General features: G+C 70.2%; 13 protein-coding genes and 1 tRNA gene. 3 read left to right on the top strand and 11 right to left on the bottom strand.

Features of this window, described 5'->3' with window-relative positions:
• Nucleotides 1-23: 23 nt before the first annotated feature.
• Nucleotides 24-1,667: a hypothetical protein gene (locus tag AB0M11_RS23610; protein WP_365708535.1), complete on the top strand. Its 1,644-nt coding sequence runs from the start codon at nt 24-26 to the stop codon at nt 1,665-1,667.
• 114 nt (nt 1,668-1,781) lie between these two features.
• Here the strand turns inward: AB0M11_RS23610 and AB0M11_RS23605 are convergent, their stop codons facing one another.
• Nucleotides 1,782-2,345, bottom strand: coding sequence for an HIT domain-containing protein (locus AB0M11_RS23605; protein WP_365708533.1), 564 nt, complete (start codon nt 2,343-2,345; stop codon nt 1,782-1,784).
• A gap of 67 nt (nt 2,346-2,412) precedes the next feature.
• On the opposite strand from AB0M11_RS23605, the gene AB0M11_RS23600 reads away from it, so the two are divergent.
• Nucleotides 2,413-3,072: an ion channel gene (locus tag AB0M11_RS23600; RefSeq protein ID WP_365708531.1), complete on the top strand. Its 660-nt coding sequence runs from the start codon at nt 2,413-2,415 to the stop codon at nt 3,070-3,072.
• A gap of 26 nt (nt 3,073-3,098) precedes the next feature.
• Here AB0M11_RS23600 and thrS read toward each other — a convergent pair whose 3' ends face one another.
• From thrS to AB0M11_RS23585, 3 genes are all read right to left on the bottom strand, one after another.
• Nucleotides 3,099-5,075: a threonine--tRNA ligase gene (gene thrS, locus AB0M11_RS23595; protein ID WP_365708529.1), complete on the bottom strand. Its 1,977-nt coding sequence runs from the start codon at nt 5,073-5,075 to the stop codon at nt 3,099-3,101.
• Between the two features lie 110 nt (nt 5,076-5,185).
• Complete coding sequence (locus AB0M11_RS23590; RefSeq protein WP_365708527.1) at nt 5,186-6,421, bottom strand: hypothetical protein; 1,236 nt, start codon at nt 6,419-6,421, stop codon at nt 5,186-5,188.
• Nucleotides 6,418-6,984, bottom strand: a complete 567-nt coding sequence (locus AB0M11_RS23585) for a DUF4365 domain-containing protein (protein ID WP_365708525.1) — start codon at nt 6,982-6,984, stop codon at nt 6,418-6,420. The genes AB0M11_RS23590 and AB0M11_RS23585 overlap by 4 nt, the downstream gene beginning before the upstream one ends.
• Before the next feature lie 169 nt (nt 6,985-7,153).
• On the opposite strand from AB0M11_RS23585, the gene AB0M11_RS23580 reads away from it, so the two are divergent.
• On the top strand, nt 7,154-7,879 hold the full coding sequence (locus tag AB0M11_RS23580; protein ID WP_365708523.1) for a 3'-5' exonuclease: 726 nt from the start codon (nt 7,154-7,156) through the stop codon (nt 7,877-7,879).
• 61 nt (nt 7,880-7,940) lie between these two features.
• Here the strand turns inward: AB0M11_RS23580 and AB0M11_RS23575 are convergent.
• From AB0M11_RS23575 to AB0M11_RS23545, 7 genes are all read right to left on the bottom strand, one after another.
• A tRNA-Val gene (locus tag AB0M11_RS23575) sits at nt 7,941-8,015 on the bottom strand.
• A 39-nt stretch (nt 8,016-8,054) separates the two neighbouring features.
• Nucleotides 8,055-8,501, bottom strand: coding sequence for an SRPBCC family protein (locus AB0M11_RS23570; protein WP_365708574.1), 447 nt, complete (start codon nt 8,499-8,501; stop codon nt 8,055-8,057).
• A gap of 120 nt (nt 8,502-8,621) precedes the next feature.
• Complete coding sequence (locus AB0M11_RS23565) at nt 8,622-11,360, bottom strand: Tat pathway signal sequence domain protein (protein WP_365708521.1); 2,739 nt, start codon at nt 11,358-11,360, stop codon at nt 8,622-8,624.
• 138 nt (nt 11,361-11,498) lie between these two features.
• Entirely contained in the window at nt 11,499-12,077 is a 579-nt protein-coding gene (locus AB0M11_RS23560; RefSeq protein ID WP_365708572.1) for a hypothetical protein, read from the bottom strand.
• Between the two features lie 16 nt (nt 12,078-12,093).
• Nucleotides 12,094-12,969, bottom strand: a complete 876-nt coding sequence (locus AB0M11_RS23555) for a carbohydrate ABC transporter permease (RefSeq protein WP_365708519.1) — start codon at nt 12,967-12,969, stop codon at nt 12,094-12,096.
• On the bottom strand, nt 12,966-13,922 hold the full coding sequence (locus tag AB0M11_RS23550; protein WP_365708517.1) for a sugar ABC transporter permease: 957 nt from the start codon (nt 13,920-13,922) through the stop codon (nt 12,966-12,968). Before AB0M11_RS23550 ends, AB0M11_RS23555 begins: the two co-directional genes overlap by 4 nt.
• 11 nt (nt 13,923-13,933) lie before the next feature.
• Entirely contained in the window at nt 13,934-15,220 is a 1,287-nt protein-coding gene (locus tag AB0M11_RS23545) for an extracellular solute-binding protein (RefSeq protein ID WP_365708515.1), read from the bottom strand.
• Between the last annotated feature and the right edge of the window lie 68 nt (nt 15,221-15,288).

The following is a 15,288-nucleotide window of genomic DNA, read 5'->3' as shown; positions in this document are numbered from 1 at the left end:
GACGGCGGCAAGTGGGGGCGGGAATGAGCTTCGAGGACTTCTTCGGGCCACAGGTGCCCAGGCCGGGCGGCGAGGCGCAGGCACCGACCTACGCCCTGGCCTCGGCGGCCTACCGGGACACGCCGATGGAGGAGATCAAGAAGGCCGACAACGAGTGGCACCAGTCCACGGTCACCGAGGGCCGCAAGTGGGCGAAGATATTCCGGCCGAACTTCGGTGAGGCGTACTCCCAGGCGGTCATCGACCGCATGCTGGGCGTCGGCCGCAAGCCCCTCGTGCAGTCGTTCGGCAGCGAACCCCAGGTGGTCGTCGAGCACTGTCTGGCGGCCAACCGCATCCGCCGGGAACGCGACCAGCGGCTCACCGCCGTCATGCTCGTGTGCGGGGTGCTCTTCCTGCCCGGTCTGCTGGTCTGGCTGGGGGTCTTCCAGCTGCGGGCCACCATGCTGAAGGCCGACAACAAGCGGGTCTCCGGGCTCGGCAGCGCCCTGCTGGCCGCCGTCGGCGTCCTCGCGGTCATCTTCCTGATCCGGATGCCGCTGACCGGCTTCTGGGGGTGGTACGCGCGTGGCTGCATCGTGCTCCCGGTGGTCGGCTGGTACCTGGCCAAGCGGCTGTGCGAGCGCACCGCGAGGGACCTGCGGGACGCCTGGGACGGCCTGCTCTCCGGCGGCAGCGTCGGCGCCAAGGTCCCGGAGGCGGTGCCGACCAGCCCCGACCAGGCAGCGGCCGAGCAGCTGCGCCAGTCCCTGGCCCGGCTGAGCGCCGAGCAGCAGTCCAACTCGGTCTTCTACGCCGGCCCCAAGGGCATACTCGGCATGGGCACCCGCTGGGGCTCCTGGCACCTCGCGGAGGAGCTGGTCCCGCTCGATCCGGTCAAGGGCGTCCACGAGTTCCGGGCCTGGACGGTGGTCCGGGAGATCGAGAAGGAGCTGAGCGTGCTGCACCGGCAGCACCTGAAGACCGGTGGCTTCCCGGCCCCGCAGGTCAAGCACTGGATCGTCACGCATGTCGGCGAGGGCGCCACGGCGGTGCCCCGGCCCGAGGGCACCGACTACCAGGTGGGGCCCGCCGACGTGGAGCGGATCTGCAACAACAACCACTTCGACAAGGGTGAGCGGCACTACCTGGGCGTACAGTGGCCGCACCTGTGGAACGGCGATCTGATCATCACGATGATGACCACCGTCACCGTGCTCAAGGAGACCCTGCGGATCGAGGTCACCGGACACGCCCTCGGCCCGGTCAACGGCCTGTTCAGCGGCAAACCGGAGGCCCCCACCAGGACGGTCGCCAAGACCGTCCGGTTCTGGGAGACCCGGACCGTCAAGCTGCCCCTGGTCACCCCGGACGAGGTGGTCCGGCTGGGCGCGCGGGCGATGATCAGCTGGTATCCGCCGCTGCTGAAGTGGCTCGGCGGTTCCATCGGCCTGCCGGAGCCGTTCGGCCTCCGGCACGCCTGGGCCGACCAGCCCTGGCGGCACCGCTTCATGGCCGACGACGCGCTGCGCGCGGCCACGCCGGTGCTCCGGGCGGTGCACCGGGCCGCGTTCACCGTGCTGAAGGAGCACGACGTGAACATGGACAAGTTCAACTCCCGGGCGGGAGCGCTCAGCGGGGCGGTCCAGGAAGCGTCACCGAAGAAGGCCGACACCTACGACGCGTGAGCCCCCGGCGGTTCGGCCGAAGGGGCGGGCGGGGACGCCGGCCGCTGCGGGCCGCCGCGCCGGGACCCCCGCTTCGGCCTGGGCGGCCTCGTCCGCAGGCGCCGGACGGGCCGCTCAGTGTGCCGTCGGCCAGGCCTCGGCCAGCATCTTGCGGGTGTCCGCCAGCAGCTGCGGCAGCACCCGCGTGTGGCCCACCACCGGCATGAAGTTCGTGTCGCCGCCCCAGCGCGGGACGATGTGCTGGTGCAGGTGGGCCGCGATGCCGGCGCCCGCCACCGAGCCCTGGTTCATGCCGATGTTGAAGCCGTGGGCACCGGACGCCGTGCGCAGCGCGGTCATCGCCTGCTTGGTCAGCTCGGCCAGTTCCACCGTCTCCGGGGCGGTCAGGTCGGTGTAGTCGGCGACATGGCGGTACGGCACGGTCATCAGGTGGCCGCCGTTGTAGGGGTAGAGGTTGAGGACCGCGTAGACGTGTTCGCCGCGCCGGACGACGAGTCCGTCCTCGTCGGACTTGGCCGGGATCGAGCAGAAGGGACAGCCGTCGTCGGCCCCGGGGCCGGTCGGCTTGTTCTCGCCCTGGATGTAGGCCATCCGGTGGGGCGTCCACAGGCGCTGGAACGCGTCCTGCGTCCCCACTCCGATCTGCTGCTCCGGCTCACTCGTCATGCTAGGCAGCATATGGCTTCGCCCGTTCGCGGCGTGTCGCCGGGGCCGGGGGAAACGGCCCGGCGGCGAAGCTGGGCGGATGGACGACGACAGCCCGCTGAGCCGCTGGGACCGCAGGATCGGCCTGCCGCTCGGCATCGCGTCACTGGTCTTCCTCGGCGCGTACGCGGTGCATGTACTGCTGCCCGGCCTGCCGACGGCCGCGCACGTCTTCTTCCTGGCGCTGATGTACACGGCCTGGGCGCTGTTCGCCGTCGACTACGCGGTGCGCTGGCGGCTCAGCGGCGAGGGGCCGGGGTTCGTGCGGCGGCACTGGCTGGACACGCTCGTCCTGGTGCTGCCCCTGATGCGGCCGCTGCGGGTCGTGCGGACCTACGAGTCGATCCAGCACCGGCGCGGTCACCCCCGGCTCGCGCTGCACGCGCGCGTGGCCGCCTACTCGGCGCTGTCGATCGCGCTGCTGGGCTTCTCCGGCGCCCTCGCCGTCTACCAGGCCGAGCGGTCGGCCCCCGACGCCAACATCCGCACGTTCGGCGACTCCCTCTGGTGGACCTGTTCGACCCTGTCCACGGTCGGGTACGGCGACTACGTCCCGGTGACCACGCGGGGGCGGTTCATCGCCGTGGGGCTGATGGCCTGCGGCCTGGGACTCCTGGGCACGGTCACGGGCTCGTTCTCGTCCTGGATGCTGCAGCGGTTCTCCCTGAGCGAGGACGTGCCAGGGCCCCCGGAGCACTGAGCTCCCGGGGCCCTGGCGGAGGCCGGTCAGACCTGGGTCCGCTCCTCGACGACCTTCTGGATCTTGGCGATGGCCTCGTCGAACGGGATGCCGTTCTCCTGCGAGCCGTCGCGGTAGCGGAAGGAGACCGAGCCGGCCGCCATGTCCTCGTCGCCCGCGATGACCATGAAGGGCACCTTCTGCTTCTGGGCGTTGCGGATCTTCTTCTGCATGCGGTCGGACGACGCGTCCACCTCGACCCGCAGGCCCTTCTTCTTCGCCTCGGCGGCGAACCTGTGCAGGTAGTCGACGTGCCCGTCGCCGATCGGGATGCCCACCGCCTGGACCGGCGCCAGCCAGGCCGGGAACGCGCCCGCGTAGTGCTCCAGGAGGACCGCGAAGAACCGCTCGATGGACCCGAACAGGGCACGGTGGATCATCACCGGGCGCTGCTTGGTGCCGTCGGCGGCGGTGTACTCCAGGTCGAAGCGCTCAGGCAGGTTGAAGTCGAGCTGGACGGTCGACATCTGCCAGGTGCGGCCGATGGCGTCCTTGGCCTGCACGGAGATCTTCGGGCCGTAGAAGGCGGCGCCGCCCGGGTCGGGGACCAGCGGGAGGCCCTGCTTCTCGGCGACCGCGCGCAGGGTCTCCGTGGCCTCCTCCCAGACCTCGTCGGAGCCGACGAACTTCTCCGGGTCCTTGGTGGACAGCTCCAGGTAGAAGTCGTTGAGGCCGTAGTCGCGCAGCAGGTTCAGGACGAAGGTGAGCGTCTTGTCGAGCTCCTCCGCCATCTGCTCCTTGGTGCAGTAGATGTGCGCGTCGTCCTGGGTGAAACCGCGGGCCCGGGTGAGGCCGTGCACGACACCCGACTTCTCGTACCGGTACACGGTGCCGAACTCGAAGAGCCGCAGCGGGAGTTCACGGTAGGACCGGCCGCGGGCGTCGAAGATCAGGTTGTGCATCGGGCAGTTCATGGGCTTGAGGTAGTAGTCCACGCCCTCGTCGAGCTGCATGGGCGGGTACATGCCGTCGGCGTACCAGTCCAGGTGCCCGGAGGTCTCGAAGAGCTTCCCCTTGGTGGCGTGCGGGGTGTAGACGAACTCGTACCCCTCCTCCTCGTGCCGGCGGCGCGAGTAGTCCTCCATCACGCGGCGGACGATGCCGCCCTTGGGGTGGAAGACGGCGAGGCCGGAGCCGATCTGCTCCGGGACGGAGAACAGGTCCAGCTCGCTGCCCAGCTTGCGGTGGTCGCGCTTCTCGGCCTCGGCGAGGAAGTCCAGGTGCTCCTTCAGCTCCTCCTTGGACGGCCAGGCGGTGCCGTAGATGCGCTGGAGCATGGGGTTCTTCTCGCTGCCGCGCCAGTAGGCGGCCGCGTTGCGCATCAGCTTGAACGCCGGGATCAGGCGGGTGGAGGGCAGGTGGGGGCCCCGGCAGAGGTCCTTCCAGCAGAGCTCGCCGGTCTTGGCGTCCAGGTTGTCGTAGATCGTCAGCTCACCGGCGCCGACCTCGACGTCCGCGCCGTCGTCGCTGGACGCGGAGCCCTTGAGACCGATCAGCTCCAGCTTGTACGGCTCGTCCGCCAGCTCCTCGCGGGCCGCCTCGTCGGTCACCACGCGGCGGGAGAACCGCTGGCCGCGCTTCTGGATCTCCTGCATCTTCTTCTCGACGGCCTTGAGATCCTCGGGCGTGAACGGCTTCGCCACGTCGAAGTCGTAGTAGAAGCCGTCCTTGACCGGCGGGCCGATGCCCAGCTTGGCCTCGGGGAAGATCTCCTGGACGGCCTGCGCCATGACGTGCGCGGTGGAGTGGCGCAGGATGTTGAGGCCGTCCTCCGAGGAGATCTCGACGCCCTCGACGGTCTCGCCGTCCCGCACCTCGTACGCGAGGTCCTTGAGCTCACCGGCCACCCGGGCGGCGATGATCGAGCGCTCGCCGGCGAAGAGCTCGGCGGCCGTGGTGCCCGTCGTCACCAGGCGCTCTTCCCGCTCGGAATCGCGTTGGATGATCACACGGACGTCTGACACCGGTCTCTCCTGACTGAAGGTGGTTGCGGCGCCATACCAGGAGCGCGCGCACCAGGGGATCGTACCGACCCCGGCCGTCCGACCGCGAAACGGTTACCGACCGTCCCCGCTCAGTCGCAGTCGTCCCCGGTGCAGGCCTCCTCGAAGAAGTCGAGGTTCTCCTGGAGCGACTTCATGAGCCGGTCCCGGTCGGCCTCCTCCACCTGGACCGGCGCGACCCCGAAGGCGCCGGACAGCCGCCGGAAGCCGCCCCGGCTCTCCAGCCGGCCGTGCACCCGCACCGGGAGCCCGACCAGGTGGGCCTGGCCGGCGATCCGGTAGTCCTCCTCGTCGAGGGTGACCCTGACGTACGGCACCTCGGCCCCGGCGATCACCCGCAGCCGTACCGCGCCCTCGCCGCGCGGCTCGGAGCGGCGCATCCGGACGACGGTGCCGGTGATCCGGACCGCGACGGAGGGTTCGTCGCGCAGGTAGCGGGCGCCGGCCTCGCGCAGCACGGGCAGGTCGCCGGGTGAGAACTCGACGGGCTCGGTGGTGGCCGCGCAGTCCTCGGGGACGCCGGCGCCCGGCGCCCAGTCGACGGAGATCCGGGCGCCCTCGGTGCCGCGCACGAGCGTGACCAGGGCATCGGTCAGTTCCCGGCTGACGCCGGCCTCGACGGCTCCGTCGAAGGCGTCCATACCGCCGGTGGCCCGCTGGTAGTCGATGGCCTCGCGGGCCGCGTGGAGGGCCTGGTGGAGGCGCACGGCGAGAGGCCGGCCGGTGCCGACGGGCACGAAGGCGGTGAGGCCGCGCCCGCCCTCCGCCGAGCCCACGAGGACGGACTCCAGCAGGGCGGCGGCCGCGCGCTTGTGCCGGGCGCCGTAGAAGCCGGCACGCGCGCGCGTGGCGAGCGCGCCGGCCAGCAGGGTCCCCCGGGCCGCGGTGCGCAACTGCTCCTCGGCCGTCCAGGACGCGGCGTCCGCCGGTCCGCTGGGGACATCCCGCCACCAGCGGATCTCGTCGCTGGGCACGGCGAGTCCCACCAGCACCTCACGGGCTGCCGGCGTGTCGCTGCGCACGAGAGCCGTGAGCGCCTCCCCGAGCAGATCGTCACTGTCCGGGAAGGCGCGGCTCTCGGGTACCAGCAGGCTGGTGCCGGTGTTGCCCGGCCCGGGTGGGGTCCAGCGGCCGTAGCGCCCCGGCGCGCCGCCGCGCCGCTGCCAGCCGTGCCGGCGCAGCAGGGCGCCGAGCACGGCGGGGTCGACCTCGGCGGGCTCCGGGGGACGGTTCCAGTGGGGTCCGTGGAGATCGTCGGGATGCGGCCGGACCTCTCGCAGCTGCTCCTCGTACGGACGGTGCCTCATGGTCTGCCTCCCGTCCCGACCCGCGTCATGATCTCGCAGAGCGCCCGGTCGTCGAAGATGCGCGAGGTCGGGACCCGCACGGTGGTCCGGTGCCGGCCGGTGATCGGGTGCCCTGCCAGGTTGACCCAGTAGCAGCAGTGGCGCAGATCGAGCCGGTCGTGGCTGGCGCGCAGCCAGTCGTCCGGGGAGCGCGGCACCAGCATCACCACCAGGATCTTGTGCACCGACACCGGGGTGCGGGCGAGCTTGCGCAGGTGGTCGTTGTCCAGCGTGAAGGAGAAGAAACGCCCCGGCGGGTTGGGCGCTATCTGGTACGTGCACTTGAGCTGCACCTTTATGGTCACCTCGTCGTCGACGGTGTGACCGGGCGAGCCGTGGCTGACGTGCCAGTCGATGCCGTTGTCCGGGAACGGCTGCGACAGCGAGCAGCCGGCCGCCGCCGCGACGGCGTGCAGATAGCCCACCTGCAGTGTCTCCATGCAGGCGGTGGTGGCGAGTGTGCCGCGATGGGGGCCCGTACGCTCGGGCAGCAGCCCGCCCCGTTCGGGCTGCGCTATCGCCATGACCAACAGCCTTCCCAGCCAAAGAGTTTCCCCGTGGCGGGCCGCTGAACTGCAAAGACCCGCACTCCTGTTGTGTCCTTCCGGCGTACGTCGCAAACGGCCCGGGTATCACCAAACAGGCAGAAGACGGAACGTCACCTGCCGTGGGTGAACGAGGAGTTGTATGGGCATGACGTGCTGGTACGAGGGGCCCTTGGCGGCCTTCGACACGGAGACCACGGGCGTGGACGTGGAGACCGACCGCATCGTGTCCGCCGCGGTCGTCGTCCAGGACGCCCCGGGCACCCGCCCCCGGGTGACCCGCTGGCTGGTCAACCCGGGCGTGCCGGTGCCGGAAGCGGCGACGGCGGTGCACGGGCTGACGGACGAACACCTGCAGCGCAACGGCCGTTGGCCGGCGCCGGTGATGTACGAGATAGCCGAGCAACTGGCCGAGCACGCGGCGATGCACCGCCCGCTGGTGGTGATGAACGCGCCGTTCGATCTGACCCTGCTGGACCGCGAGCTGCGCCGCCATCGGGCGTCCTCGCTGGACCAGTGGTTCGAGGCGAGCCCCCTGCTCGTCCTCGATCCCCGGGTCCTGGACAAGCACCTGGACCGCTACCGCAAGGGCCGCCGGACCCTGACCGACCTGTGCGCGCACTACGAGGTCACTCTCGACGGCGCGCATGACGCGGGCGCGGACGCGCTCGCGTCCCTGGAGGTCGTACGGGCGCTGGGCCGTCGTTTCGCGGCCCGCCTGGAGCGCCTGAGCCCGGCCGAACTGCACACCCTGCAGACGACCTGGCACGCGGCCCAGGCGCGTGGCCTCCAGGCGTGGTTCACCCGCAGCGGCACACCGGAGACGGTGAACACGTACTGGCCGCTGCGGCCGGAACTGCCGACGGCGGCGTGAGGAGCGGGTCGGCCGGGAGCAGCAAAAAGGCCGGTCCGCCACGGCGGACCGGCCTTCCCGGTGGTGGGCGATACTGGGTTCGAACCAGTGACCTCTTCGGTGTGAACGAAGCGCTCTCCCACTGAGCTAATCGCCCGGGAACGCAGAGAACGATACAGGTACCGGCGGGTCTCGTTCAAACCGCTTGGAGATGGCTGAGCAGTCCGCGTCGTCCGGAGTTCATCATCAGCCGGTGGTTCAGCCGGAAGAACGGCCGTCCCGGCACGGCGAGTCGTCGAAGCAGCGGCTTGCCGACGTCGACGACCTGGTCGTAGCGGGCGACGGTGCCGGTGCCGTCGGCGGCGATCGTCCACCGGGCCCAGCCCTCGATGTCACCGGTGATCGAGATCTCCAGCACCCCCGCCTCTGGGTCGCGCCGCGCCTCGCGCGCGGTGAACGTGAGGTCGTACGGGAGGAACGAGCGGATGGCGAGGACGGCGCTGGTGTCGTCCAGCCGGTTCACCGAGCGCACCTGGGGCCACCAGCGGGGGTACTCGTCCACCTTCCGCAGCGCCTCGTACACGGTGGTGAGCGGTACCGGGAGGGGCCACAGGCTGCGGAAACGGTAGTGGTTCCAGTCCATGGACGCAGTGTGGCGCAGACCGGTGATCTGAGTACGCGTACTCATGCCCGCTCCGAGTGACCTGGACCACACTCGTCGGTGCGAGCGCCGCCGCCCGTGCGACGGCGCTCCCCCGTCTGCCTAGGCGGGCATCCTGTCGCCGAGCAGGGCCAGGTTCTCGATGGCCGCGAGCCCGTACAGCGCGGTGTCGTTGGAGGACACCCAGCTCGCCTCGCTGCCCGCGACCAGGGTGACCGGGCCGGAGAGCGGCTCGGTCTTCCAGGGTGAGGACTCCGTGTAGCCGTCGGAGGTGTAGAACTTCGTCCACGCGCGCCGGGCGAGGGTCGCGTCACCGGTCTGGACGGCGGCGTAGGCGTCGAGCCGCGAGTGGCCCTGGAAGAGCAGCAGGGTGCCGAAGTCGGCGCCGTAGCGTGCCGCCTGTTCCGCCTTGGTGGCGTTGAAGTAACGGCAGTAGTCGAAGTACGCCTCGTTGAACTCCGGCAGGTCGACCAGGTAGATGAGTTCGGCGCAGAGCTCGTTGAGGCCGAAGACCGCCGAGAGGTGGGAGACGGAGACCACCGGGGTGGTGGCGGTCGCGAACCTGCCGGTGTCGAGGTCGTACAGACCGCTGCCCTGGACGAAGCCGTTGGGCTGGGCGGCGATGCCCGCCATGGTCGACAGGACGCGGGCCCTGGCCTTCTCCCACTTGGGACCCTTGCGCTCCCACTCGGTCAGCCAGGCCGAGACCAGGCCGCTCCAGTCGGTGCCGAAGCCGATGGAGAGGGCGTGCCGGTCGGGGGTGTAGGGGTCGGTGCGGACCTTGCGCTGCGGGTCCAGGACGAGGAAGGTCTCGTCGGAGTCGACGTTGGCGGCCATGAGGTCGCCGACGCGTTCGTCGGCGGTGAGGAAGTAGTAGAAGCGCCGGTAGGTGGTGTTGGCGATGCGCTGCTGCTTGGCGCTGTCCGCGTAGTGCTGGATGCCGTGCCGGGTGCCGAGGCCGGCCCACTGGCCGATGTGGTAGACGTCGACCTCGCCGGTGTGCCGGGTGAGCGCCTCCGCGAACCGGAAGATGTCCGCGCGCCCGCTTCTCAGGTACGCGTACCAGAGCCAGAGGTCGGGCGAGAGCTCCGAGTTGTCCCAGGCGTAGCCGCCGACGTCGTACCGCCACTGGTGGCGCACGGTGTCGTAGGTGTGCATGAAGTCGCCGTGGTCCCAGAAGCCGTACCAACGGCGCTGCTCGACCTGGTCCTTGTAGTAGGTGAAGAGGAAGTCGAGGTGGTCCTCGATCTTCGCCTTGGCGGCGGTGGAGCGGTCGGGCTCGGAGAACAGGCCGGGGCCGAAGACCTTGGCCTTGATGAGCTGCCTGGGGGGTGCGGTGAGCTGCGGCAAGGTCCGCACGGCCGCGACCTGTTCGGCGAGCGCGTCCGCCGACGGGGTCGACTCGTTGGCCCAGAAGAGGAGTTCGGAGGTGCGGGCGATGCCGTAGGGGGTGCCGAACCCGGGCTCGTAGTCCTCGTAGGTGATGTTGAGGCCTTCGAGCTGTTCGGCGTAGGTGTCCTGGCCCATGCCGTCGTGGTAGAAGCGCAGGTCCATCGGCTGGGCCTCGGGCGACCAGAGCCAGAGGGTGACCTCGGCCGTGTCGGTGTGGGCGTCGCGGATGTCGAGCTGCGCCGGGTGCTTCTCCCAGAAGTCGCGCAGGCCGAAGGAGAGTCCGCCGCTCGCCCCGCCGACGTAGCCGAATCCGGAGGCCCGCCTGCCGCCGCCGGCCGCGATCCAGCCGTACCCCTTCCTGGTGCGCTTGCGCAGGGTGAAGCCGTCGGCGGAGAGCTGGGCGAGGGTGTAGTCACCCCAGTGCGGGATGTACTGCAGGCGGGTGGTGACGCGCTGGTCCCAGGTGGCCGGGTCGGGCAGCTTCTCCCCCGCGTACTGGGCCGCCTGGACGGCCGCGCCCGGGTCGCGGCGCAGGCCGGTGATGCCCTGGACGGCCTCCCGCAGCAGGCCGGTTCCCTCGCCGCCGATCCGCACGTGCCGGTCGTACGCCTCGTCGCGCATCGGCACGCTGAACCGGACGCCCAGCCCGCGGATGAAGTCGCCGCTCGCCCTGCCCGGTTCCTGGGTGCCGTCGTAGGTGATGGTGTGGACCATGCGGAAGGAGTCGGCGCCCGCGTAGAAGTAGAGGCGGATCGAGAACGGCAGCCAACTGCGGCTGCCCCTGCGGTGTCTGCCGTCGACGCGGACGACGGCCCGGACCGGTCCGTCCTGTTCGACGGTGACGGAGTCGATCGCTCCGTCGAAACGCTCCGTCCTGACCGTGCCCTGGTCCTCGTCCTCGATCTCGGGCTGGCGGAGGAGGACCAGCCGGCCGTTCGTGGCGATCTCGGTGGAGCCCCGGGTGACGGACTTGACGAGGGTGGAGCCGTTCTTGCCGATCTTCACGGCGATCACGCCGGTGGAGACGTCGACGGTGCCGCCGCGCTGGTCGACGGTGACCCGCTGCGCGGGCGCGGCCGGTTCGCCTGCCGCGAGGGTCAGCTCGCCGTTCCCGGAACTCACCGCGTGCGCGGTCCACTTGAGGGAGCCGTCGGGCCAGTAGGCGATCGGCCAGGACTGGACGGCCACGTCCTTGCCGTCCGCGTCGGTCAGTGCGAAGGCCTGGTCCGCCGGGAAGACGCCCTTCGGCCAGGGCACGCCGACCGTCGAGCCGGGCGCGGCGCCCAGGCCGCCGTCCTCCAGCCAGTCCAGCGTCACCGGGTCCGCGTCGGCGGCCCCGGCTCCGGGCGCGGCCTGCGCGTTCTTCGCGCCCAGTGCCCAGCTGAACTGGGCGGCGGCGCCGGCCACGGCGGCCGCCTTGAGGAGGGACCTGCGGGGAATGGGAGACATGGTCCGCCTTTCCTTTCCGTGCGAGAGCGGGGGCGGTCATGGATGGGGTCGGGGATGGGGCGGAGATGGGGGCGGTGCGGTCAGGGACATGACAGAGGAGAAGCCGGCGCGGGAGCGCCAGCCCGGATGCCGGACCGGTCAGCCGCGGCGGCGCCGGTAGCGCTCCTCCGCGGCCACGGCCGCCCCCGCGAGAGCACCCAGTACGGGCACCGCCAGTGGCGCCACGAGCAGGGCGGAACAGACGACGAGGACCGCTCCGCCGACGAGCAGGAAGGATCCGCCGGGGTCGAGGACGGTACGGCGGCCGGCCGCCGCGAGCAGGGCGCGCCAGCGGTCGCCCGGCGTCCAGACGGCCGCCGCGCGCACCCCCGCGACCACGAGGCCGATCACCGCGAACAGACCGGCGGCCCCGACGAGCGGCCCGCCGGGCAGCCCGGCCCGCACCGCCTGGACGTCCACCCAGGCGGCGGCGACCACACCCCACCCGGCCAGCCCGACGGCCCACCCGCCGGACAGGGCGGCCCGGAAGTCCCGGGTGAACTCCCGCCAGCCGCCGCCCACCTGACCGGTACGGCGGCGCAGATGCCGGGCGCCGGCGGCGAAGGCGGCCGGGTAGGTGACGACCCCGAGGGATCCGATGGCGATCCACACCCCGGTGAGGAGACACTCGGCGAAGACGCCGAACCGCTCCGCGAAGACGGACGGCCTTGCTCGCACGTCGGCCACGACGTCATCAGCCCTTCAGTCCGGAGGTCGCCATTCCGTCGATCAGATAGCGCTGGAAGGCGAGGAAGAACAGCAGCACGGGCAGCAGCGCGACCAGCGACATGGCGATCATCCCGCCGTAGTTGGCGGCCACGCCGTCCGAGTCGCGGAACATCATCAGGCCCAGGGAGACGGTGTACTTGCCGGGCTCGTTGAGGTAGATCAGCGGGCCCATGAAGTCGTTCCAGGCGTTGATGAAGGTGAAGATCGCACTGGTGATCAGGGCGGGCCGGCACAGCGGCAGCACGATCGACCAGTAGATGCGGACGTGCCCGCAGCCGTCGAGCCGGGCCGCCTCGTCGAGTTCCCTGGGCAGGTTCCGCATGAACTGCACCATGAGGAAGACGAAGAACGCCTCGGTGGCGAGGTACTTGCCGATCAGCAGGGGGACGTAGGTGTTGATCCAGCCGAGCTTCTGGAACATCACGTACTGCGGGATCAACAGCACGTGGTACGGCAGCAGCAGGGTGCCGATCATCAGGGAGAAGAGCAGGTTGCGGCCGGTGAACCGGATGCGGGCGAAGGCGTAGGCGGTGAGCGAGCAGGAGACCAGCACGCCGACGACGGCGCCGACGGCGTAGAAGAGGGAGTTCTGGAAGAACGTCCAGATGCTGATGTCCGCTATGCCGTCGGCCAGGCCCTTGAAGTTGGACACGATCGGGTGGGACGGGAACAGCTGGAGGCTGTTGATGATGTCCTTGCTGGGCTTGAACGAGGCGCCGATCACCCACACCACCGGGTAGAGGATGACGGCGAGGATCAGCAGGGCGCCGAGGTGCCAGCCGAGGGATCCGGCCCGCCTGCGGCCGACCGTGTCCGTGACCTTGGTGGTGATCGCGCTCATCGGGCGTCCTCCTCGTAGTGCACCCACTTCTTCTGGGACCAGAAGAGGACGGCCGTCACCAGGGCCACGGCCAGCAGCAGCATCCAGGCCATCGCGGCGGCGAAGCCCATCTGGGCGTTCCTGAAGCCCTGCTCGTACAGGTAGCAGGTGTAGACGAGGGTGGCGTCGGCCGGTCCGCAGGTGCCGTTGGAGACGACGTAGGCCGAGCCGAAGATCTGGAAGGAGTGGATGGTCTCCAGGAGCACGTTGAAGAACAGCACCGGGGAGATCGTCGGCAGGGTGATGTTCCAGAACCTGCGCAGCGGCCCGGCGCCGTCCATCTCGGCCGCCTCGTACAGCTCCCTGGGCACCTGCTTCAGGCCGGCCAGGAAGATGACCATGGGCGCGCCGAACTGCCAGACGGTCAGCGCGACCAGGCAGTACAGCACCCAGTCGGCGTTGCCGACCCAGCCGCCGACGTGCCGGCCGAAGAAGGTCTGCCCCCGGTCCACGATCGCGCCGTCGGAGAACAGGGACCGCCAGACGAAGCCGACCGAGACACTCGCGCCGATGAGCGAGGGGGCGTAGAAGGCAGCCCGGTAGAAGGCCTGGCCGCGTCGGCTCTGGGCGAGGAGCAGCGCCACCCCGAGGGCGAGCAGCAGCTTCAGCGGGGTGCCGATGACCACGTACTTCGCGGTCACCGCCACCGACTTCTGCCAGCGGGGGTCGCCGAACATCCTGGTGAAGTTGGAGAGGCCGACCCACTTCGGGGTGTTGAAGAGGTTGTAGTCGGTGAACGCGAAGTAGAGCGAGGCGACCATCGGGCCCGCGGTCAGCAGCAGGAAGCCCGCGATCCACGGGGACATGAAGAGGTAGCCGGCGAGGTTCTCGCGCCGGCGGCCCGGCCGCCGCCCGGCGGGGGCGGCGGGGCGCGGCTCGCGGGCGGCGGGCGGGGAGTCCTGGACGAGCGTCACGGCAGATCCCATCAGGCCTGGAAGGCGGCCTCGGACTCGGTGAAGAACTGCTTCACCGCGTCGGAGACCTTGGTCTTGCCCTGGCCGAGGTCGCCGCCGATGCGCAGGAAGGCGGCCTCGATGGTGTCGGCACCGGAGGGGTGCGGGGTGATCGTGCCGAGGACGCCGGCCTTGGCGGTGTCGGCCTCGTACTGCGCGATCTCCTTGTTCACCGCGTCGGTCGGCCGGTACGCCGTGTACTGCTCGGTGCTCGCGAGGATGCCCCGGTCGTAGCCCATGACCTTGCCGACCTCGGGGTCGTGCACCATGAAGTCGATGAACTGCGCGACCTCCTTGGGATGAGCGGTGCGGGCGGAGGCGCTCAGCATCAGGGAGGCGAGGTACTGCCCGGTGTGCTTGCCGTCGGTGGTCGGGATCGGGGCGAGGCCGTAGGTGCTGTCGCCTTCGGCGGAGTAGCGGACGGTGAAGTTGTCCCAGGTGAACTCAGAGGCGCCGTGACCGGCGGAGAGGGAGGACTTGGGGAAGTCCTGGGCCACGACCTTCGGATCGGTGACGATGCCGGCCTTGACGCGGTTGTAGCCGTCGGTCCACCACTCCGTCAGGTCGGCCTTGTCGAAGCCTAGGCCGTCGTCGGTGTAGAACGCCTTGCCGTTCTGGCGGAGGTAGAGGTCGTAGAGGTACATGATGGTGAAGTAGCCGGTGTCCCCCGCGACCTTGGTCCGGTCGTGGATGGTCTTCAGGGCCTTGAAGTAGTCGTCCCAGGTCCAGCCCGCGTGCGGCTCGACGCCGGCCTTCTCGTAGACCTTCTTGTCGATGACCAGCGCCATGGTGTTGGAGCCGACGGGGATTCCGAGCTGCTTTCCGTCGGCCTCGCCGACCTTGGTCACCCCGGCCCGGAAGTGATCCAGGCTCAGATTTCCGGCCTGCACCTGTGACCTGAGGTCAAGGAGAATTCCTCGCTTGTCGTACTTCCGGAGAAAGGTGACGGCATTTTGGAAAACATCTGGGGGATTTCCGCCGGCGGCCTGCGTCTGGAACTTCTCCCAGAAGGACGCATACGTCTGGAAGTCGGTCTTGACCTTGATCTTCGGATACTTCTGCTCGAAGAGCGCGATGGTCTTGTTGATCTTCTGCGCGCGTTCCTCCGCACCCCACCAGGAGTAACGGATCGTCACCGTGCCGTCCCCGGAACCGGTGCCGCCGCCACACCCGGCCGTCCCGGCGAGCCCGAGCACGGCCGCCGACGCTCCGGCCGCCTTCAGGATGGTGCGCCTCTCCACATTCCTGCTGGTTCCCACAGTCGGGCCCCTCCCCGCAGCGTCGCCGACGCTTGCATGAATCGTTTCAAGTAAGCGCTTGCTGGCAC

Source organism: Streptomyces sp. NPDC051987 (genome assembly GCF_040680735.1).
Taxonomy (GTDB): Bacteria; Actinomycetota; Actinomycetes; order Streptomycetales; family Streptomycetaceae; genus Streptomyces.
This window is presented reverse-complemented; position numbering and strand designations above follow the sequence as displayed.

Bases quoted from the DNA above. Each gene is read 5' to 3' on its own strand.
- AB0M11_RS23555 (WP_365708519.1), bottom strand. From the start codon at position 12,969: ATGAGCGCGATCACCACCAAGGTCACGGACACGGTCGGCCGCAGGCGG.
- AB0M11_RS23585 (WP_365708525.1), bottom strand. From the start codon at position 6,984: ATGGCGATAGCGCAGCCCGAACGGGGCGGGCTGCTGCCCGAGCGTACG.
- AB0M11_RS23605 (WP_365708533.1), bottom strand. From the start codon at position 2,345: ATGCTGCCTAGCATGACGAGTGAGCCGGAGCAGCAGATCGGAGTGGGG.
- AB0M11_RS23610 (WP_365708535.1), top strand. From the start codon at position 24: ATGAGCTTCGAGGACTTCTTCGGGCCACAGGTGCCCAGGCCGGGCGGC.
- AB0M11_RS23600 (WP_365708531.1), top strand. From the start codon at position 2,413: ATGGACGACGACAGCCCGCTGAGCCGCTGGGACCGCAGGATCGGCCTG.
- AB0M11_RS23565 (WP_365708521.1), bottom strand. From the start codon at position 11,360: ATGTCTCCCATTCCCCGCAGGTCCCTCCTCAAGGCGGCCGCCGTGGCC.
- AB0M11_RS23590 (WP_365708527.1), bottom strand. From the start codon at position 6,421: ATGAGGCACCGTCCGTACGAGGAGCAGCTGCGAGAGGTCCGGCCGCAT.
- AB0M11_RS23580 (WP_365708523.1), top strand. From the start codon at position 7,154: ATGACGTGCTGGTACGAGGGGCCCTTGGCGGCCTTCGACACGGAGACC.
- AB0M11_RS23570 (WP_365708574.1), bottom strand. From the start codon at position 8,501: ATGGACTGGAACCACTACCGTTTCCGCAGCCTGTGGCCCCTCCCGGTA.